We start from the raw sequence: 17,667 nt of genomic DNA on the forward strand, positions 1-17,667 counted from the left end.
ATCTTGTCCGTTGATGCTCGTATCCATTTCAACCAAGGAATTTCCATGGCCCGCGATTTATCCGCCGATATCGAACGCCTGACCGCCCAGCTGACAGACCTCCGTGCCGCTCTGGCGAAACAGGCCAGCGTGTCGGCGGACGATGCTTCAAGCTATATCGTGCCGCGTGCCCGCCAAGCGGTACGCCAGCTTCGCCATGAGGGTTACCAACTCTCCGACACCGTGCGTCGCAACCCGGGAACAACGACCGGCGCAATCGTCGGCGCATTGGCACTGACGGCTGCTTTTGCATTTCTGTTGTCTAAAGCCGGTTCGGACCGGGACTAAAATACAAAGGCGGCCGCAAGGCCGCCTTTCGAAAATTCCCAGATAGCAACGGCCCCTCTTTCCGTGGAACCTTGCCGAACTTTGGATTGGCGTCAGTCAAAACGGACGCCCGCAGGCCACCTCAATGAACCGAGGGTGCATCGTCTTCTTCAAGAAAACTCTTCACTCCGTCGCGTTCGGCAGTCGCCAGAAACTCTTCCCAAGCGGCCTGGTCGGTTTCGAAATTCTCTTCCCAGGTCGTGACGACTTCGGTCTGGCTGATGACTTCGAGCGTCCAGTCGCCATTGGTGCCGGCTTCGCGAAAAATATCGACCAGAACGGTCACGTCGTCATCTTCGAATTCGCCAGAGAATTCTGAATGCTCGAGTGAGGGTTCTTTGGGCGCTTTTGATGCTGACTGTTTCGGCTTTGGCGGTTTCGACATGGGGGCGACTTTCGATTCTTCTGCTGTTCAGCCTAAGGGATGACCGGAATATCGGCGCTGTGCAAGAGATAGATGGTGTCGGATCGCAGAAGCGGAAGCGTCTCTCGCAGCCTTTTTTGGCACCCCGATAAAATATCCCCCTGCCGTACCCAAGGGTTGGAAATGGGCTAGGATTGTTTGAAAAATTGTTGGACAAAGCCTTCCAGCATTTATCGTTTCAAGGATACCCAGATGCGCGCTACCGTGATCCCCGCCCCCGAATCCGTACTTCTCGACGTTGTCGGTGCGACCGAACAGTTCCCGGTTCGCCGGGTCTATTGTGTCGGCCGCAACTATGCCGACCACGCGATCGAAATGGGGCATGATCCTTCGCGCGAAGCGCCCTTCTTTTTCCAGAAGAATGCCGACAACGTTTATAACGGCGAAAGCTTTCCCTACCCACCTCTATCGTCCAACGTGCATTTCGAGGTGGAACTGGTGATGGCGCTTTCCGGCGGCGGTGCCGATATCCCCGCCGAAGACGCATTGTCCAAGGTCTATGGTTATGGCGTCGGCATCGATTTCACTCGCCGCGACCTGCAGGACCAGATGAAGAAGGCGGGCCGTTCTTGGGAAGTGGCAAAGGCATTCGAAAAATCGGCTCCGGTTTCGGCACTCGTGCCGGCTTCGAAGATCGGCCATCCGCAGGACGGTTCGATCTGGCTCGACGTCAATGGCAGCCGCAAGCAGGATGGCGACCTGAACCAGATGATCTGGAAACTGCCGGAAATCATCGCCGAACTTTCCAAACAGTTCGTGCTGGCGCCGGGCGACATCATCATGACCGGTACGCCGGCCGGTGTGGGCGCGATCGTCAAGGATGACAAGGTGACTTGTGGTGTGGCCGGCGTCGGCGAATTGTCGCTGACGGTGATCTAAGCCTTTCGGCAGGGAGACCGCGGATGCCGATCTACGCACTCGGAGAATTTGCACCGAAACTCCCTGAACCGGACCGCTACTGGGTGGCGCCGGATGCCAATGTCATCGGCAAGGTTGTGCTTGGCGATGACGTCGGCATCTGGTTCGGCGCGACCTTGCGTGGCGACAACGAGCCGATCACGATCGGCGCCCGCTCCAACATTCAGGAAGGCGTGATGGTGCATACCGATCCCGCCTTCCCCGTCACGATCGGCGCAGACTGCACGATCGGGCATCATGCGATCGTGCATGGCTGCACGATCGGCGACAATTCTTTGATCGGCATGGGCGCGACGATCCTGAACGGCGCGAAGATCGGCAGGAACTGCCTTGTCGGCGCCAATGCACTCGTCACAGAGGGCAAGGAATTTCCCGACAATTCGCTGATCGTCGGCTCACCAGCCAAGGCGATACGCCTGCTGGACGAAGAAGCGGCAGCAAAGCTCACCGCTTCTTCGGCACGGTATGTGGAAAACTGGAAGCGGTTTTCGCGGGACCTGCGAATTTTGTGACGAAGCCGGAGCGATTCAGCATGTCCGGGATGGCCTCGTGACAGCCATCAGAACAGCAGCTTTACCCCAGTCAGGTTTCGAATTGCGCTTTTCAGCAGGTTGAATACCGCGCTCAGAATTTTCTGTGCGGTCACATAAGCCATGAACGCGAACTGCTTGAGCGCACTGTTCAGGTTAACCTCCAGCAGATGCAGCGTCGCATCCGCTTCCTTGTCGTCGATAATACCGCCGGCGAGTTTGGCCGCGACTTCGGCCGTCTTTTCGGCGATGAATTTGAAGTGATAGGTCATTTCCCCCTTGATCTGAGTCCACTGTTCCAGTGCGACATCCTTCACCACCGACACGAGGCCATCAAACAGTTCGTCGGCAGATTTCGGTTTGAACTTCGATACATCAAAAGCCATGACATCCCCCTATTTGAGCGCGCCTTCCATCGTCTTCGGAATGGCGCAAATGTTCTTGACGATAGCGATATTATCTAGCTCGTTCCGGGCCTGCCCTTCACGCGCGAACCTCTTTCTGGAGAACTCGATCGCGTCCCAGCACGCCTGGATATTCTGGGCGACCAGTTCGGCCGCCTTCGCCGCTGGCTGACCTTCCAGATATGCCGGACGCTTCGTTGCCAGATCCTGAGCCTCCTTCGCGGAAGCGAGGGCAGAAATGTAGAGCGGTTCGACACCGGAATAAGCGACGGGCTGTGGCGCCCTGGTCTCGATCAGTATCTCAAGCTTCGTCAGCTCGGTCCCCACCACACCGAGCTTCTGAAAGATGACGTCGCTATATTTGGGCGCAAAGGTCAGGCATCCGGCAAGCAGAACCGGCAGGCATACGGATGATGCAAATGCAGAAAACCTCATGACGTCCCCCAATATTTCGATAGGGAAAACTCTACATAAGGTTTAGTTATTTTCAATAGGCGTATTTAGGGTTGTATTTTTTTATTTTATCAGGCGGCGCATTTTTCGCAAAGGCCGCGGATTTCGATCGTCGTCTTGGACGGCTTGAAGCCCTTGGATTTGGCCCAGTCGCCAAGATGATGATCGACCTCGTGATCATGGAATTCGATCACCTGGTTGCAGCTTTCACAGATCGCGAAAGCGACCGTGCCCTGGCCGTGATTGTGGCTTCCGCCGCAGCATTCGCTTTCCCGATGGGCGCAGGCAACGAAGGCATTCAGACTTTCCAGCCGGTGCACCATGCCGAATTCGGTGAGCTTGTCGAGCGCGCGATAAACCTGCAGCGGCGCGCGAAAACCGTGGTCGCGCAGCTTGTCAAGGATCGTATAGGCGCTCATCGGGCCTTCGGCGCGGTTTAGCGCATCGAAGACCAACGTCTGGTTCTTGGTCAGGGCCGGATTGACGATCGGGGCGTTCATCCTTGCACTCCCTTGTTGGCGGGCCGCTCGCGGGTGGTGCGGCCGAAGGCGGGAATCAAACTTACGACGAAAAGTAGGAGTGCCGCGACCACGATGGTAGGGCCGGACGGCGTATCATAGGTGAGCGAGCCGAAAAGACCGCCAACGACGGCCGCAGCTCCGATTAGAGAGGCGAAAACCGCCATCCATTCCGGGCTTGCCGAAAAGCGGCGCGCGGTGGCGGCCGGAATGATCAGCAAAGACGTGATCAGCATGATGCCGACGATCTTCATGGCGATGGCGATGACGAGCGCCATCAACAACATGAAGAACAGTTTTGTCCGCGCCGGGTTCATGCCTTCGGCTTCCGCGACATCCTCGCTGACGGTGGAGGCGACGAGCGGGCGCCAGAGCCAGATGATCGCGGCGACGACCACAGCCCCGCCGCCCCAGATCAGCGCGATATCCGATGGGGTGACGGCGAGAATATCGCCGAACAGGAAGGCGATGAGATCGATCCGCACCCAGGTCATGAAGGCGACGAGAACCAGGCCGATGGCCAGAGCGGAATGGGACAGGATGCCGAGAAGCGCATCGGCCGAGAGCGACTGGCGGCGCTGCAGCAGAAGCAGCACGGCCGAAACGAGGACGGAGACACCGAAGACGGAGAGGAGAAGATTGACCTCGAAAAACAGCGACAGAGCCACGCCGAGCAGCGCCGAATGGGCCATCGTATCGCCGAAATAGGCCATGCGCCGCCAGACGACGAAACAGCCGAGCGGGCCGGCGGTCAGCGCCACGCCGACACCGGCGACCAGTGCGCGAATGAAGAAATCGTCAAGCATGGCGATGACCCTCCCGTTCAGTCACCGGGTGGGGATGGGCATGGTCGTGGCCGTGATGATGATCGCCATGGGTATGGTCATTGGCGTGATCATGGGCTGCATCATCGTGATGGTGGCCGTCGTCGGGATGGCAATGTTCGGTGATAGAACCATCCGCATGGCGGACGCGGCCGTCCGGCAGATGGGTGTGGTCGTGGTGGTGATTATAGACCGCCAGAGAGCGTGCATTGCCACCGAACAGCTTCATGTAATCCGAGCTCTGGCTCACCACTTCCGGCGTGCCGCGGCAGCAGACATGGCCGTTGAGGCAGATCACCGTATCGGTGCCGGCCATGACCATGTGCAGATCATGCGAAATCATCAGGATGCCGCAGCCAGTGGAATTGCGGATGGTGCGGATGAGGTCGTAAAGGGCGCTCTCGCCGGCAAAATCGACGCCCTGCACCGGTTCGTCGAGCACCATCAGGTCCGGCTTGCGGGCAATCGCGCGGGCAAGCAGCGCACGCTGGAATTCGCCGCCGGAGAGATGGCGGACTTCCGCGCCGATCAGATGCGGAATGCCGGTCGCTTCGAGGGCCAAGGTGATTTCAGCTTCTTTCAGCGGGCCGGTCAGCGTCATCAGGCGGCGCACCGAGAGCGGCATGGTCCAGTCGATCGCGAGTTTTTGCGGGACGTAGCCGATACGAAGAGCTTTGCTGCGGATGACGGTGCCCTCGTCCGCTTTCAACACGCCGATCGCCATCTTCGCGGTGGTCGACTTTCCGGCGCCGTTGGGGCCGATCAGGGTAACGACCTCACCGCGGGCGATCGAAAAATCGACACCGCGGACAAGCCAGCGGCCGTCACGGCGAATGCCGGCATTTTCGAGTGAAACAAGGGTTTCGGCCTCACCGGCCTGTTTTTTGGGGGCAGAAGAGGCCCGGCTGGTCATCAGCATGATCGGCGAAATTTCCTGTTGTCACCCGTCATGCCACACGTTATAGCATAACGCAATTGATGTAATAACATTACGTCAGCAAACAAGGAAACTGACCATGAAATTTGCCGCCGCCCTTCTTCTCTCTTCGGCCGCCATGATCGCCGCGCCCGGCGCGTTTGCCGCGACACCCGAGGTCGTCGTCTCGATCAAGCCGATCCACTCTCTGGTCGCCTCGATCATGAAGGGCGTTGGCGAGCCGAAGCTGATCGTCGAAGGCGCGGCCTCGCCGCATACCTACAATATGCGACCTTCGAATGCGGCGGCACTGCAGAAAGCAGACCTGATCTTCTGGGTCGGGCATGGCATGGAGGCCTTCCTCGAAAAGCCGCTCGAAGCGCTCGGCTCCAAGGCAACGGTGGTAACGCTCGAGGATGCGCCGAGCCTGACCAAGCTGAAGTTCCGCGAAGGCGGCGTCTTCGAGCCCGAAGCGGAAGAGGAAGGCCATGATCACGGCCATAACCACGGCGCGGGCGAAGCACATGCCGACGGCGAGGATGACGGCGATCACGATCACGAAGGCAATGACGTGCATCTGTGGCTCGACCCGATGAACGCCAAGGCGATGGCTGCCGAGATCGAAAAACAGCTGGTGCAGGCCGATGCGGAACATGCCGTCAGCTATCAGAAGAATGCTGCCGAGCTGATGAAGCAGCTCGATGCACTCGATGCCGAGCTGAGGACGACGCTGGAACCGATCAAGGACAAGCCGTTCATCGTCTTCCATGATGCCTACCAGTATTTCGAACATCGGTATGGCGTAAAAGTCGCAGGCTCGATCACGGTCAGCCCCGAATCGATGCCGGGTGCCGAACGGGTGAAGGAAATTCACCGGAAGGTCGAGGATCTGGGCGCGACCTGCGTGTTCGCCGAGCCGCAATTCGAACCGAAGCTGGTAAAAGTGGTGAGCGAAGGCAGCAAGGCCAAGTCCGGCGTGCTCGATCCGGAAGCCGGCGCGCTGAAGGAAGGCCCGGACCTCTATTTCACGATGATGCGCGGTATCGCCACTTCGCTGAAGAGCTGCCTGTCGCAGTAATGCGAAGGACCGGTGGAGTTCCCCTCACAACCGGTCTCAAGGGCAGAGGATCGGCGGGCGCAAACCACACGCCCGCCGATCTCATTTCGGGATTTCTTAACGCGCCGCGATGATGCTGGAAATGACGCCGGTGGCGATGCCGATCATCAGATAGTCGTTATCGACCTTCACCCACTTGTAGCCGCGCGGCGGGGCCGACAGGCGGTAACGGCGGTAATCGCGCACGTCAGCCATGCGGCGGCGCTCGGCCGCAGACGCACGATGGCCCTTGGACCAGCGCTGCTTGTGGATGACGACCTTCTTGTCGACATGCACAGTCTTGTTGACGCGCTTGTCTACGTGCTTTTCGACCTGGCGACCGCGATCGCGGTCGTTGCGCCATTCCTGCGCCTGGGCGGCAGTTGCGATCGGGCCAGCCAGAACGGTGGCGGCGACAAGTGCGACAATGAACTTCTTCATGGCTAAATCCTCGCGTTGAACACATCCGAGAATTAAGGCTCAAGCGATGAACGACGTATGAATGCAAGATTAAATATGCGTAATGAAAATATGGACTTGCAGTAACGTTCTCACGACAGGAATTAACGATTCCGCAAGCCCTTCGGGAAATCAGCCGGGAATCGCCTCGTAGGAAAAACGGCTGAAATCCGCGGTCTTCGTCCTGCCCGACGTATCGAAGGCGAACAGGCCGGCAAAGGCGCCGGTAAACGAGCCGTGTTCACCACGGCCACCCTCATCGGAAATGACGCTGGCGTCCAGGACCGGGCCGATCGTTTCCCAATAATTGGTTCTGCTGGAACGCCAGGAAAACTGCAGGTCGTTGTCGCGGATCTGCATGGCAAGCTCGACAGGACCTTCCGGGATGGAGACGCCGCTTCCGGCCGGAAACTGCATGCGGCCATGCGGGAAGTCACCGGGGCAAGAGAAGATGGTCACGACGCGGCCGAGCTTTTCATGCAGGGTGACGACGAGGGCGTGGAACTTGTGGCGATTGTAATAATGGGTCAGGCCGCAAGCCTGCTGGTAGATATCCGGTGCAAAGGCCTCGAGCGTGGTTTCTGCGCGAAACCTGTGATGTTCCTGCCGGCGTGCGACGATCGCCTGTTCAAACCATGAACCGATGCTTTCCCGGCCGATCAGGCGCAGGCATCCCGGCCGGGCCGTCAGGCTGAAGATGCGGTCAGGTTCGGGCGTGCGCAGCCATTGGAAATCGATCGGTAGTTTTTCACCATCGAAGCTGTAATCGATACGGGCAGGTTTTGCGATCGGCTCAGCATCGGTCGGTGCGGGAACATCAACATTCGGCACAAGGCCGCCCTCAGCAAGATAAAGCCAGTCGTCATCCTTCCAGACACATTTCTGCAGACCGGTTTCGCGTCCGAGCGGGGAGCGGCGATGGGGAGAGAGCGGCCGGCTGCAGAGATGGGTGTGATAGATGTCACCATCCGGTGTCTCGACATATTGGCCATGCCCTGCCCGCTGCAGAACGGCTTCGGGATTACCTTTCGAGGTGATGAGATGCGTATCGGGATGCAGCTGATACTGGCCGTCGATCGTGCGTGATCGCGCCATGGTCACCGCGTGGTCGTAACCGGTGCCGCCCTCGGCGGTGGTCAGAAAATACCAGCCGTTGCGCTTGAAGAGATGCGGCGCCTCGACGAGGCCGAGCGGGCTTCCGGGAAAGATGTTGGTGATCGGGCCTTTCAGCATCTTCGTGTCGGCGTCCCATTGCTGCAGCAGGATGCCGTCGAAGGCCGGATGTTTCGGCGCGCCGCCGTAACTTTCGGTGCGGTGGTTCCACTGCATGTTGACGAACCATTTGCGGCCGTCTTCGTCATGAAAGAGCGACGGATCGAAACCGGAGGAATTGACATAGACGGGATCGGGCCAATTGCCCTCGATGGTCGGCGAGGTGACGATGTAATTATGAGCGTCCTTGAAATTGCCGTCGTACCGTTTGACGTCGGTATAGACGAGCCAGAACAGGCCATCGGCATAAGACAGGCACGGCGCCCAGACGCCACAGCTGTCAGGATTGCCACGCATGTCCAGCTGGCTTTTTCGCTCCAGCGGGCGGCGGACGAGCGTCCAGTTTACGAGATCGCGGGAATGGTGGATCTGCACGCCCGGATACCATTCGAAGGTTGAGGTGGCGATATAATAGTCTTCGCCGACACGGCAGATCGATGGGTCGGCGTTGAAGCCCGGCAAAATCGGGTTGCGTATCATATGTGTCTCCTCCCACATTGATTGCTTTGAGGTCGTGGCAGGCAAGTCCCCTCTGGCCTGCCGGCCATCTCCCCCACAAGGGGGGAGATGACTCGCGGCACCCACCTGCTCTCGTTGAGCCACGACGGAGGGACCAGGTTAAGCCCTCCCCCTTGTGGGGAAGGTTGGGAGGGGTCTTTTGTCCCTCGGCGCTATACCTAACGGAGGCAGGAAAGTGTGCGGGATTACTTGTTTCGCGCTGGCCCCTGACGTTCCGCCGAAGCAGCCCAGATGTTGATGTCGGCGTCCCTCGCGAACGTGTCGATCTCGGCCAGTTCCTCCGCAGTGAAATCACGCTTCTCCAGAGCCTTGACGCAATCCTCGACCTGCTCCGGTCGGCTTGCGCCGATGAGCGCGGTCGTTACCCGATCGCCGCGCAGGACCCAGGAAAGCGCCATCTGTGCCAAAGTCTGGCCGCGACGTTCCGCAATGGCGTTGAGGCCCTTGAGGTTCTCGATGTTCCGGTCGTTGAGGAAGGCCGGGCGAAGCGACTTGCCCTGGGCGGCGCGGCTGTCTTCCGGGATGCCGCCGAGATATTTCGACGTCAGCATGCCCTGCGCCAGCGGCGAAAAGACGATCGAGCCGACGCCCAGATCTTCGAGCGTATCGAGCAGGCCGTCTTCCTCTACCCAGCGGTTGATCATCGAATAGCTCGGCTGGTGGATGAGGACCGGCACGCCCATCTGCTTCAGAATTTCGACCGCCTCGCGGGTGCGCTTCGAATTGTAGGACGAGAGGCCGACGTAAAGCGCCCTGCCCGAGCGGACGATGTGCTCCAGCGCGCCGCAGGTCTCTTCCAGCGGCGTATCAGGATCGAAACGGTGCGAATAGAAGATATCGACGTAATCGAGGCCCAAGCGCTTCAGGCTCTGGTCGCAGGAGGCGATCAGGTATTTGCGGCTGCCCCATTCGCCATAAGGACCCGGCCACATGTTGTAGCCGGCTTTCGACGAGATGATCAGTTCGTCGCGATAGCCCCGAAATTCCTCGCGCAGGATCTGGCCGAAGGCGAGTTCGGCGCTACCAGGCTTCGGGCCGTAATTGTTGGCGAGATCGAAATGGGTGATGCCGAGGTCGAATGCCTTCTGGCAGATATCGACCTTGCGCTGATGCGGCGTGTCGTCACCGAAATTGTGCCAGAGGCCGAGCGAGATCGCCGGCAGCTTGAGGCCGGATTTGCCGCAGCGATTATAGGTCATGCTTTCGTAGCGGTTATCCGCCGGGAGCCAAGCCATATGAATATTCCTCCAAATGAAACCGGCGCCGAACCTCATTTCCGGCGCCGGGGAACAGTTCTAGCGTCTCACGCCAGAAGCGCCAGTGCTTCGTCTATGCCAAGTGCCGCAGGTTTGGTGCAGGTCGTGGTGGTGCCTATGAAATTTCCCTCGGCACCGGATCTCAGGATCGAGGTCATCACGTCGACGCCGTGCAGCGCCCGGTCGATCGAGCAACGGATATCGCGCCCTTCGATAAGGGCCATGGCCATATCGGCCAGGCCCGCGGTGCGGTAGTTGGCGCGCGGTCCGTTCGGATGTTCCTGGTTGGCCTTGCCGAAGGGATGATCCCAATCCTTCAGGGGCTTGATGTCCTTGTCGCGACCGCTCGCCTCGACTACGCCGCCGAAAAAGTTCGGATCCGGCACGTAGATCGAACCTTCCGTGCCGTAGAGTTCCATATTGGCATGGCGATGCGACCAGACATCCCAACTGGCCGATAGAGTGATCGTCGCTCCTTCGGCGAATTCTAGAAGCGCGTGGATATTGGTCGGAGTTTCGACGGGGATGATCGTACCCTTGAGCGGCTCGCTGGTGACGGTACGGGTCGGGTTCGCCATCGTGGTCAAAGCCGCGACGCGCTTTACGGGCCCCAGGAAGTTGATCAGGTTGGCGATGTAATAAGGTCCGAGATCGAGGATCGGGCCACCGCCATTGAGGAAGAAGAAACCCGGATTGGGGTGCCACATCTCCATGCCGGGGCTCATGACGTGGCAGGTGCCCGAGGTGATGCGCCCTACCCCGCCCTCCTCGATATAGGCGCGGGCAAGCTGGTGAGCGCCGCCGAGAAACGTGTCGGGGGCACAGCCGATGGCGAGACCTTTTTCCCGGCCGAGCGCCTGCAGTTCCTTGCCCTGCTGGAGCGTCACCGTCAGCGGTTTTTCGGAATAGACATGCTTGCCGGCCTGAAGGATGGCCTTGGAGACGGCAAAATGCGCATCGGGGATCGTCAGGTTGACGATCACGTCGAGTTCCTCATTGGCGAGCAAATCTTCGACCGTCTGCGCCCTGACGCCGTATTCCTTGGCTTTTACCTCGGCCGCCGCTGGATTGATGTCGGCACAGGCCAGAACCTTGATACCCTTGAACAGCGGCGACAGTGAAAAATAGGTGGTGGAAATGTTGCCGCATCCCAGGATGCCGACGCCAAGTTCCTTGGTCATTTTGAAGCTCCGAATGATTATCTGAGATCAATAGGTGTTGAAGGCAGCGATGGAGCGGGAGGCGAGCCGTTCGATATCCTTCGGGTTGTCATGCTCCAGAACGTAATATTTCGCCGAAGTCTTGGCCTTCAGCGCGGCGATCAGATCCTTCCAAGGAACGGTGCCGTGGCCGACATCGGCCCAGCCATCCTCATCTGCGTTCTCACCTACCGGCGCTATGTCCTTGACGTGAACCGCAGTGATTTTTCTGCCATAGCTTTCGATCCAGGCAAAGGGATCGGCACCGCCGCGGATGACCCAGGCGATATCGGCCTCCCAGGTGAGATCCGGTCCGCCGGCAAAGATCTGCTCCTGCGGTGTGGAGCCATCGGCGAGCTGTTTGAACTCGAAGTCGTGATTATGCCAGCCGAATGTGTAGCCGGCATCCTGATAACGCTTGCCGGCTTCAGCAAGGCGCTTGCCGAAGGCAAACCAGCCGGCGGCGTCAATCGGGCGCTGGTCGGCAACCAGATGCGGGCAATAGATCGCCTCGACGCCGAGCGTTTTTGTGATCAGCAGTGCCTGTTCCGGCTCCTTTTCGAGAAGATCGATGCCGAAATGGCCAGTGGGCATGGTCAAGCCATTGGCGTCGAGTTCGGCACGCATGGCCTTCAGGCCCGCCTCGTCGAGCGTTGCGTAAAGCGCGCCATAACCCTCGACATGTTTGTAACCGTTCTTCGCCACGAGTTTCAGCACATCGGACAGCGGCGGGAAATTGCGGGCGCTGTAAAGCTGGAAACCAAAGGTCGTCATGTCATCCTCCTTGAAATGAAATGTCACCCTGCGGACTGGCAGGATTGAAGATCGTAGATGCGGAATTTTGGTGGGCCTGCCGCCGGCTCGCTCGGGGTGAAGCGAACCTTTCGGTTTTCGCCGGCGGCAAGATCGAAAGCGTTGTCGGAATAACGGCCTGGCGTTTCGCTCTCGATCAAGACGAAGAGCGCGAGGCCGGCTGACTGGACGAGAATGTCGAATGAGCCATCACCGACCGGAGACACGGAGATTTCAAGACGCGCGGGCTGAAGCTCCAGCGCCTTGTAGCTTTCCATGACATGATGGCCCTCGCCGCCCGAACCGTTCGAGGTGGTGAAACTCCAGGCCAGGAGGCAATCCTTCGAAACAGCGTCTGAACCGATGGTCAGCGCCGTCACGGCCGCATCGGGCGAGCAGACTGCATCAACGCTCAGGAGTGAATGCCGTTTCCCGTCAAGATCCAGGAGCGAGACGTTAAGCGTGACTGTGACCTCTTCAAGCGTATCGTTGACCAGCGAGAAGCGGATTTCCTTACCGCCTTCCGACGGGATGGCGGCAACCGAGACTGGCTGGAAGAAGCGCCGGGCCATGTAATGCAGCACTTTCCAGCTGCCGCCGTAATCGAGGCTTGCCCAGGAGGCGACCGGCCAAGTGTCGTTGAGCTGCCAGTAGAGAGCCCCCATGCAATGGGGTTTCAGCGAGCGCCAGTAATCGACCGCCGTCTTGATGGCGATGCCCTGCTGGACCTGGCTCAGATAGACGAAATTGGCAAAGTCGCCGGGGAAGCGGAAATTGCGGAACATGGTGGCGGCGATGCGTTCGTTGCCGCCGACATTGCGCTGGTGATGCTCCATGACCGGAGACGCAATATTGAGGTCCTTCTCTTCCGCGTAGGTGTGGATGACCGGCAGCGACGTATAGGACTGGAAACCGAATTCGGAGCAGAAACGCGGTTTGACATCGCGATAGTGTTCGAACGGTTTATTCTCGTGCCAGACGGACCAGAAATGCATGTCTCCGGAACCATCGGCATGCCAGGCATCGCCGTAATCCAGATAACCGGAGGCAGGGCTGGACGGCCACCAGATAGCCTGCGGCACGGCCTTTTTCATCGCCCGTTCGATCGTGTGGTTCAGCCGGTCATAGGAGACGAGATAACGGTCGCGGTTGGTGCGGGTTTCCTCGTACCAGAGTAGCGCGCCGACAAGCTCGTTATCGCCGCACCAGAGGACGATCGAGGGGTGAGAGATCAGGCGTTTGGTCTGGTACTCGACCTCGTGTTCGACCTTTTCAAGGAAGTCGGGCGTCGAGGGATAGATATTGCAGGCGAACTGGAAATCCTGCCAGACCATCAGGCCCAGCCTGTCGCAGGTATCGTAAAAGGTCTCGTCCTCGTAGAATCCGCCGCCCCAGATGCGGATCATGTTCATGTTGGCGTCGACGGCGGATTGCAGAAGGTCTGCCGTCTTTTCCGGGCTCGTCAGAGAAAACAGCGCGTCGGCGGGTATCCAGTTGGCGCCGCGGCAGAAGATTTCGCGGCCGTTGATACGGAAGGCGAAACGGCTACCGGCCTCGTCCTTATCGGTCAGCAGTTCGACGGTACGGAGCCCGATCTGTTTCTTGATCGTTTCGGTCGGTGTGTCGACGGTGAGCGGATACAGCGCCTGTTCGCCGCTGCCCGCCGGCCACCAGAGTTTTGGCTGCTCGATATGGAAGACATGTTGAACCGTGTTCTCGCCGGGGCGCATGCCGCAATCGAGGCGGGTGCGTTCATCCCCGAGCTGGAGGTGGATCGGTATCACGCCCTGGGCGTCGGCATGGAGGGACACGGAAAGGTGGAGATCGACCGACCCTTCGTTGTGGTGTCTCTGCTCGGTGACGATATGTTCGATGCGCGCGGTTTCGAGGCGCCTGACGGCGATATCGCCGTAGAGGCCGAGCGGGGCGATGGCAAGGTTCCAGTCCCAGCCGAAATGGCATTGCGGCTTGCGCAACATGTTGCCATCGGGGATGGGGCAGTTCTTGGAGAACGGAAGGTAGAAAGGCTGTCTGGCCTGACGTTCCGCGCCTGCTTTTATGTTGGAATGGAAGAGGATGCGGATGGTATTTTCGCCGGGCTTGATGGCCTGCGAGACATCGGGGCGGTAGCGGCGGAAGCAATTGTCGGCCGAGAGAACCGGTACGTCATTGATGAAGATGATTGCCACCGTATCGAGATAGGTGAAATCGAGATACCACGAGCCCTCGGGGTCATCGACGTTGAAGCTCCGCTCGATCTGCCAGTCCTGATGGGCCACCCATTGGACGTCGTTTTCGTTGCGGCCGATATAGGGGTCGGGGATGATGCCGGCGGTTTTGAGCGCTGTGTGGATATCGCCGGGAATCGGCATGCTGGTGGCGTGGGCGCTGTCGGGGGATGAGAGGTTCCACTTGCCGGAGAGCGGGATGGTGGTCATTGAGGCCTCCCGGAGAGGTCACCATTTGCGGCAACCAGCCCCCCTCTGGCCTGCCGGCCATCTCCCCCACAAGGGGGGAGATCAGCTAGGCTCACCGGTCTTCTCCAATTTTCACCGGAACTCGTCTCACCAGTTTGCTTGCTCTGCATTTGAAGGCTCAGCAAAGAGCAAGCGTGGAGCTTGAGCAAAGGGCGCTCCACTTGTGCTCTCCCCGCTTGTGGGGGAGATGGCCGGCAGGCCAGAGGGGGGTGGAACGAGGGACGGAAGACAGCCATCAGATCCGCTCCTCCGTCTCCGCGTCGAAAAGCGAGGCCATGGTCATGTCGAAGCCTAAGCGGACTTTTGCGCCGACGGCGTAGCGCCGGGCACCACCGATGCGGACCGAGATCGTGTGGGCGGCGAGTTTCAGCCAGATCAGATTGTCGGCGCCCATCGGCTCCTCGATATCGACGATTGCGTCATGGGCTTCCTCGCCTGCCAGATCGCCATCGACCTTGATATGTTCGGGGCGGACGCCGAGCACGACCTTGCGGCCGGGAGTGAGCGCCTCAATCGTCTCGTAGCCGGCGAGCGAAAAGCTGGTGCCGTTGGTTCTGAACACCGTGCGGCCGCCATCGTCGGCCAGTTCGCCGGTCAGAAAGTTCATCGAGGGCGAGCCGATGAAGCCGGCGACAAACTTGTTTTTCGGGCGATTGTAGATGGTGATCGGGTCGTCCAATTGCTGGATGACACCGCTCTTCATGATGGCGATGCGGTCGGCGAGCGTCAGGGCTTCGATCTGGTCGTGGGTGACGTAGATCATCGTGTTCTTCAGCGACTGGTGCAGACGCTTGATTTCGACGCGCAGTTCCGAGCGCAGTTTTGCATCGAGGTTGGAGAGCGGCTCGTCGAAGAGAAAGACGTCGACATCGCGGACAAGCGCGCGGCCAATCGCGACGCGCTGGCGCTGGCCGCCGGAGAGCGCTGCGGGCTTGCGCTGCAACAGCGGCTCGATCTGCAGGATGCTCGAGGCGCGGGCGATGCGCTTGGCGATCTCGTCCTTGGGCATGCCGGCGACCTTGAGGCCGAAGGAGAGGTTTTTCTCGACCGTCATCTGCGGGTAAAGCGCGTAGGACTGGAAGACCATGCCGATGCCGCGGTCCTTTGGCTCTTCCCAGGTGACGTTCCTGTCCTTGATGAAGATCTGGCCGTCGGTCGGCTCCAGCAGGCCGGCGATGCAGTTCAAAAGCGTGGACTTGCCGCAGCCGGAAGAGCCGAGAAGGACGAGGAATTCGCCATTCTTGATATCGAGATCGAGGTTCTGGAGAACCGTCACCGCGCCAAAGGATAGTGACAGATCACGGATGGAAACACTGTTGGAGAGGTCGGTCATCAAGGCTTACCCCTTTACTGCGCCGGCGGCGATGCCGCGAACGAACAGCCGGCCGGAGACGAAATAGACGATGAGCGGAACAGCGCCGGTGAGCAGCGTTGCTGCCATGTTGACGTTGTATTCCTTCACCCCCTGGACGGAGTTGACGATGTTGTTGAGCTGGACGGTCATCGGGTAGGTATCCGGCCGCGTGAAGACGACGCCGAAGAGAAAGTCGTTCCAGATGCCGGTGACCTGGATGATGATCGCGACGACGAAGATCGGCAGCGACATGGGCAGCATGATGCGGCCGTAGATCTGCCAGAAGCCGGCGCCATCGATGCGCGCCGCCTTGAACAATTCCTCCGGCAGGCCAGCGAAATAGTTGCGGAAGAGCAGCGTCAGGATCGGCATGCCGAAGATCGTGTGGACGATGACGAGGCCGGTCAGCGAGCCGTAGATGCCGATTTCGCGCAGGATGATGACCAGCGGATAGATCATCACCTGGTAGGGAATGAAGGCGCCGATGATGAGGACGGAGAAGAACAGTTCCGAACCCTTGAAGCGCCAATTGGCGAGCGCATAACCGCTGACCGAGGCAACCGCGATCGAAACGATGACGGAAGGAACGAGGATGCGCACCGAGTTCCAGAAACCGCGCGAGAGGCCGTCGCAATTGAGACCGGTGCAGGCTTCGGCCCAGGCCTTCACCCAGGGTTCGAAAGTGATTTCCACCGGCGGCGAGAAGATGTTGCCGAGACGTACTTCCGGCATGCCCTTCAGCGAGGTGACGACCATCACGTAGAGCGGCAGGAGATAATAGAGCGCTGCAAGGCCAAGGATGCCGTAGATCATGACATTGCGACGGGAGAGCACTTTCCTCGGCTTTTTTCCGCGCGGGCCGGATGCGAGTTCAGTTCTGACTGCGTCCAATGCCGCGCCGGTCGCGTTGAGAGTGGAGACGTCAGCCACGCTTCTTCCCTCCGAATTCGAGATAGGCCCAGGGGACGATGACGATGGCGACGGTGAGCAGCATCATGGTGGAGGCTGCAAAGCCCTGCCCCAGATTCTGCGCCTGGAACATGTAATCGTAGACGTATTTCGCCGGGACTTCGGACGCATTGCCGGGGCCGCCCGACGTCTGCGCCACGACGAGATCGTAGAGCTTGACGATGCCGCTGCCGATCAGCACGAGCGTGGTGATGAAGACCGGGCGCATCATCGGGATGACGACGAAGATATAGGTCCGCCACATCGGGATTCCGTCGACGCGCGACGCCTTCCAGATGTCTTCGTCGATGCCGCGCAGCCCGGCAAGCATCAGGCACATGACGAGCCCTGTCCCCTGCCAGAGACCGGCGATCAGAATGCCGTAAATGACGATATCGGGATTGTAGAGCGGGTCGAAGGTGAAGCTGGTCCAGCCGAGCGAGCGGACGATGCCCTGAACGCCGAATTCCGGGTTGAGGATCCACTGCCATACAAGCCCGGTAACGATGAAGGACAGGGCGAACGGGTAAAGGAAGATCGTACGGAAGGCACTTTCGAAACGGATTTTCTGGTCCATCAGTGCCGCCAGAACGAAGCCGACCACGAGCGAGAAGATCAGGGACAGGATGCCGTAGATCATCAGGTTCTGGATCGAAATTATCCAGCGGGACGAGGCCCAGAGGCGCTCATACTGGTCTAAACCGACAAAGCTCGCCCGCGGCAGAAGCCTTGAATTGGTGAAGGAGTAGATGACCGTCCAGATCGTGCCGCCGAAGAAGACGACAGCGGCAACCAGGATCATGGGGGTGAGCGCAATCTTGGAATTGAGATTGCGGAAAAGCTGATTGGGGCGACCCGATGACTTGGGCATCGGCTTTGATACGCCCGACTGCTGTGGCATGGGATGGGGCATTGTTCCTCCTCGATCGGCATGCGCAAGGC

Annotated in this window: 19 protein-coding genes; 4 read left to right on the plus strand and 15 right to left on the minus strand. The window is 59.4% G+C overall.

The window, feature by feature from the left end:
- Nucleotides 1-45: 45 nt before the first annotated feature.
- On the plus strand, nt 46-327 hold the full coding sequence (locus tag FHP24_RS00810) for a hypothetical protein (RefSeq protein ID WP_139671526.1): 282 nt from the start codon (nt 46-48) through the stop codon (nt 325-327).
- A gap of 121 nt (nt 328-448) precedes the next feature.
- Here the strand turns inward: FHP24_RS00810 and FHP24_RS00815 are convergent, their stop codons facing one another.
- Nucleotides 449-751 (minus strand): hypothetical protein, encoded by a 303-nt coding sequence (locus FHP24_RS00815; protein ID WP_139671529.1) that lies wholly within the window; start codon nt 749-751, stop codon nt 449-451.
- A gap of 231 nt (nt 752-982) precedes the next feature.
- Here FHP24_RS00815 and FHP24_RS00820 point away from each other — a divergent pair, with 231 nt between their 5' ends.
- Together FHP24_RS00820 and FHP24_RS00825 are read left to right on the plus strand one after the other, a co-directional pair.
- The gene (locus FHP24_RS00820) at nt 983-1,669 is read left to right on the plus strand and encodes a fumarylacetoacetate hydrolase family protein (RefSeq protein ID WP_139671532.1); all 687 of its coding nucleotides are present in this window, start codon (nt 983-985) and stop codon (nt 1,667-1,669) included.
- Nucleotides 1,670-1,692: 23 nt separating this feature from the next.
- Nucleotides 1,693-2,220, plus strand: a complete 528-nt coding sequence (locus FHP24_RS00825; RefSeq protein WP_139671536.1) for a gamma carbonic anhydrase family protein — start codon at nt 1,693-1,695, stop codon at nt 2,218-2,220.
- A gap of 47 nt (nt 2,221-2,267) precedes the next feature.
- Here the strand turns inward: FHP24_RS00825 and FHP24_RS00830 are convergent, their stop codons facing one another.
- The 5 genes from FHP24_RS00830 to FHP24_RS00850 all read right to left on the minus strand — a co-directional run bounded on the left by FHP24_RS00830 (nt 2,268) and on the right by FHP24_RS00850 (nt 5,350).
- A complete protein-coding gene (locus FHP24_RS00830) occupies nt 2,268-2,624 on the minus strand; it encodes a hypothetical protein (RefSeq protein ID WP_139671539.1) in 357 nt (118 codons plus the stop codon).
- A gap of 9 nt (nt 2,625-2,633) precedes the next feature.
- Nucleotides 2,634-3,077 (minus strand): hypothetical protein, encoded by a 444-nt coding sequence (locus FHP24_RS00835; RefSeq protein WP_139671542.1) that lies wholly within the window; start codon nt 3,075-3,077, stop codon nt 2,634-2,636.
- Nucleotides 3,078-3,166: 89 nt separating this feature from the next.
- Entirely contained in the window at nt 3,167-3,595 is a 429-nt protein-coding gene (locus FHP24_RS00840) for a Fur family transcriptional regulator (protein WP_139671544.1), read from the minus strand.
- Nucleotides 3,592-4,419, minus strand: coding sequence for a zinc ABC transporter permease subunit ZnuB (gene znuB / locus FHP24_RS00845; protein WP_139671547.1), 828 nt, complete (start codon nt 4,417-4,419; stop codon nt 3,592-3,594). Before znuB ends, FHP24_RS00840 begins: the two co-directional genes overlap by 4 nt.
- Entirely contained in the window at nt 4,412-5,350 is a 939-nt protein-coding gene (locus FHP24_RS00850; RefSeq protein WP_394344606.1) for an ATP-binding cassette domain-containing protein, read from the minus strand. Before FHP24_RS00850 ends, znuB begins: the two co-directional genes overlap by 8 nt.
- Before the next feature lie 103 nt (nt 5,351-5,453).
- Here FHP24_RS00850 and FHP24_RS00855 point away from each other — a divergent pair, with 103 nt between their 5' ends.
- Complete coding sequence (locus FHP24_RS00855) at nt 5,454-6,431, plus strand: zinc ABC transporter substrate-binding protein (protein WP_139671553.1); 978 nt, start codon at nt 5,454-5,456, stop codon at nt 6,429-6,431.
- A gap of 96 nt (nt 6,432-6,527) precedes the next feature.
- Here the strand turns inward: FHP24_RS00855 and FHP24_RS00860 are convergent, their stop codons facing one another.
- The 9 genes from FHP24_RS00860 to FHP24_RS00900 all read right to left on the minus strand — a co-directional run bounded on the left by FHP24_RS00860 (nt 6,528) and on the right by FHP24_RS00900 (nt 17,596).
- Nucleotides 6,528-6,890 carry an RcnB family protein gene (locus FHP24_RS00860; RefSeq protein ID WP_139671556.1) on the minus strand — a complete coding sequence of 121 codons (363 nt, stop codon included), beginning with the start codon at nt 6,888-6,890 and terminating at the stop codon, nt 6,528-6,530.
- A 150-nt stretch (nt 6,891-7,040) separates the two neighbouring features.
- Nucleotides 7,041-8,660 (minus strand): glycoside hydrolase family 43 protein, encoded by a 1,620-nt coding sequence (locus FHP24_RS00865; protein ID WP_139671559.1) that lies wholly within the window; start codon nt 8,658-8,660, stop codon nt 7,041-7,043.
- A gap of 224 nt (nt 8,661-8,884) precedes the next feature.
- The gene (gene mgrA / locus FHP24_RS00870; protein WP_139671562.1) at nt 8,885-9,934 is read right to left on the minus strand and encodes an L-glyceraldehyde 3-phosphate reductase; all 1,050 of its coding nucleotides are present in this window, start codon (nt 9,932-9,934) and stop codon (nt 8,885-8,887) included.
- Nucleotides 9,935-10,002: 68 nt separating this feature from the next.
- The gene (locus FHP24_RS00875) at nt 10,003-11,136 is read right to left on the minus strand and encodes a Gfo/Idh/MocA family protein (RefSeq protein ID WP_139671565.1); all 1,134 of its coding nucleotides are present in this window, start codon (nt 11,134-11,136) and stop codon (nt 10,003-10,005) included.
- A 27-nt stretch (nt 11,137-11,163) separates the two neighbouring features.
- A complete protein-coding gene (locus FHP24_RS00880; RefSeq protein ID WP_139671568.1) occupies nt 11,164-11,928 on the minus strand; it encodes a sugar phosphate isomerase/epimerase family protein in 765 nt (254 codons plus the stop codon).
- A 23-nt stretch (nt 11,929-11,951) separates the two neighbouring features.
- Nucleotides 11,952-14,384 (minus strand): beta-mannosidase, encoded by a 2,433-nt coding sequence (locus FHP24_RS00885; protein WP_139671571.1) that lies wholly within the window; start codon nt 14,382-14,384, stop codon nt 11,952-11,954.
- Between the two features lie 274 nt (nt 14,385-14,658).
- Nucleotides 14,659-15,756 carry an ABC transporter ATP-binding protein gene (locus FHP24_RS00890; protein WP_139671574.1) on the minus strand — a complete coding sequence of 366 codons (1,098 nt, stop codon included), beginning with the start codon at nt 15,754-15,756 and terminating at the stop codon, nt 14,659-14,661.
- 6 nt (nt 15,757-15,762) lie between these two features.
- Nucleotides 15,763-16,707 carry a carbohydrate ABC transporter permease gene (locus tag FHP24_RS00895; protein ID WP_139671577.1) on the minus strand — a complete coding sequence of 315 codons (945 nt, stop codon included), beginning with the start codon at nt 16,705-16,707 and terminating at the stop codon, nt 15,763-15,765.
- Nucleotides 16,700-17,596 carry a carbohydrate ABC transporter permease gene (locus FHP24_RS00900; RefSeq protein ID WP_139676061.1) on the minus strand — a complete coding sequence of 299 codons (897 nt, stop codon included), beginning with the start codon at nt 17,594-17,596 and terminating at the stop codon, nt 16,700-16,702. Before FHP24_RS00900 ends, FHP24_RS00895 begins: the two co-directional genes overlap by 8 nt.
- Nucleotides 17,597-17,667 lie beyond the last annotated feature (71 nt).

It is taken from the genome of Aliirhizobium smilacinae (assembly GCF_006335145.1).
GTDB lineage: Bacteria > Pseudomonadota > Alphaproteobacteria > Rhizobiales > Rhizobiaceae > Neorhizobium > Neorhizobium smilacinae.

Excerpts from the sequence above, each read along its gene's own strand:
- FHP24_RS00855 (WP_139671553.1), top strand. The coding sequence starts at position 5,454 with ATGAAATTTGCCGCCGCCCTTCTTCTCTCTTCGGCCGCCATGATCGCC.
- FHP24_RS00810 (WP_139671526.1), top strand. The coding sequence starts at position 46 with ATGGCCCGCGATTTATCCGCCGATATCGAACGCCTGACCGCCCAGCTG.
- FHP24_RS00860 (WP_139671556.1), bottom strand. The coding sequence starts at position 6,890 with ATGAAGAAGTTCATTGTCGCACTTGTCGCCGCCACCGTTCTGGCTGGC.
- FHP24_RS00825 (WP_139671536.1), top strand. The coding sequence starts at position 1,693 with ATGCCGATCTACGCACTCGGAGAATTTGCACCGAAACTCCCTGAACCG.
- mgrA (WP_139671562.1), bottom strand. The coding sequence starts at position 9,934 with ATGGCTTGGCTCCCGGCGGATAACCGCTACGAAAGCATGACCTATAAT.
- FHP24_RS00865 (WP_139671559.1), bottom strand. The coding sequence starts at position 8,660 with ATGATACGCAACCCGATTTTGCCGGGCTTCAACGCCGACCCATCGATC.
- FHP24_RS00840 (WP_139671544.1), bottom strand. The coding sequence starts at position 3,595 with ATGAACGCCCCGATCGTCAATCCGGCCCTGACCAAGAACCAGACGTTG.
- FHP24_RS00815 (WP_139671529.1), bottom strand. The coding sequence starts at position 751 with ATGTCGAAACCGCCAAAGCCGAAACAGTCAGCATCAAAAGCGCCCAAA.
- FHP24_RS00830 (WP_139671539.1), bottom strand. The coding sequence starts at position 2,624 with ATGGCTTTTGATGTATCGAAGTTCAAACCGAAATCTGCCGACGAACTG.
- FHP24_RS00890 (WP_139671574.1), bottom strand. The coding sequence starts at position 15,756 with ATGACCGACCTCTCCAACAGTGTTTCCATCCGTGATCTGTCACTATCC.
- znuB (WP_139671547.1), bottom strand. The coding sequence starts at position 4,419 with ATGCTTGACGATTTCTTCATTCGCGCACTGGTCGCCGGTGTCGGCGTG.
- FHP24_RS00820 (WP_139671532.1), top strand. The coding sequence starts at position 983 with ATGCGCGCTACCGTGATCCCCGCCCCCGAATCCGTACTTCTCGACGTT.
- FHP24_RS00900 (WP_139676061.1), bottom strand. The coding sequence starts at position 17,596 with ATGCCCAAGTCATCGGGTCGCCCCAATCAGCTTTTCCGCAATCTCAAT.
- FHP24_RS00835 (WP_139671542.1), bottom strand. The coding sequence starts at position 3,077 with ATGAGGTTTTCTGCATTTGCATCATCCGTATGCCTGCCGGTTCTGCTT.
- FHP24_RS00885 (WP_139671571.1), bottom strand. The coding sequence starts at position 14,384 with ATGACCACCATCCCGCTCTCCGGCAAGTGGAACCTCTCATCCCCCGAC.
- FHP24_RS00880 (WP_139671568.1), bottom strand. The coding sequence starts at position 11,928 with ATGACGACCTTTGGTTTCCAGCTTTACAGCGCCCGCAATTTCCCGCCG.
- FHP24_RS00850 (WP_394344606.1), bottom strand. The coding sequence starts at position 5,350 with ATGACCAGCCGGGCCTCTTCTGCCCCCAAAAAACAGGCCGGTGAGGCC.
- FHP24_RS00875 (WP_139671565.1), bottom strand. The coding sequence starts at position 11,136 with ATGACCAAGGAACTTGGCGTCGGCATCCTGGGATGCGGCAACATTTCC.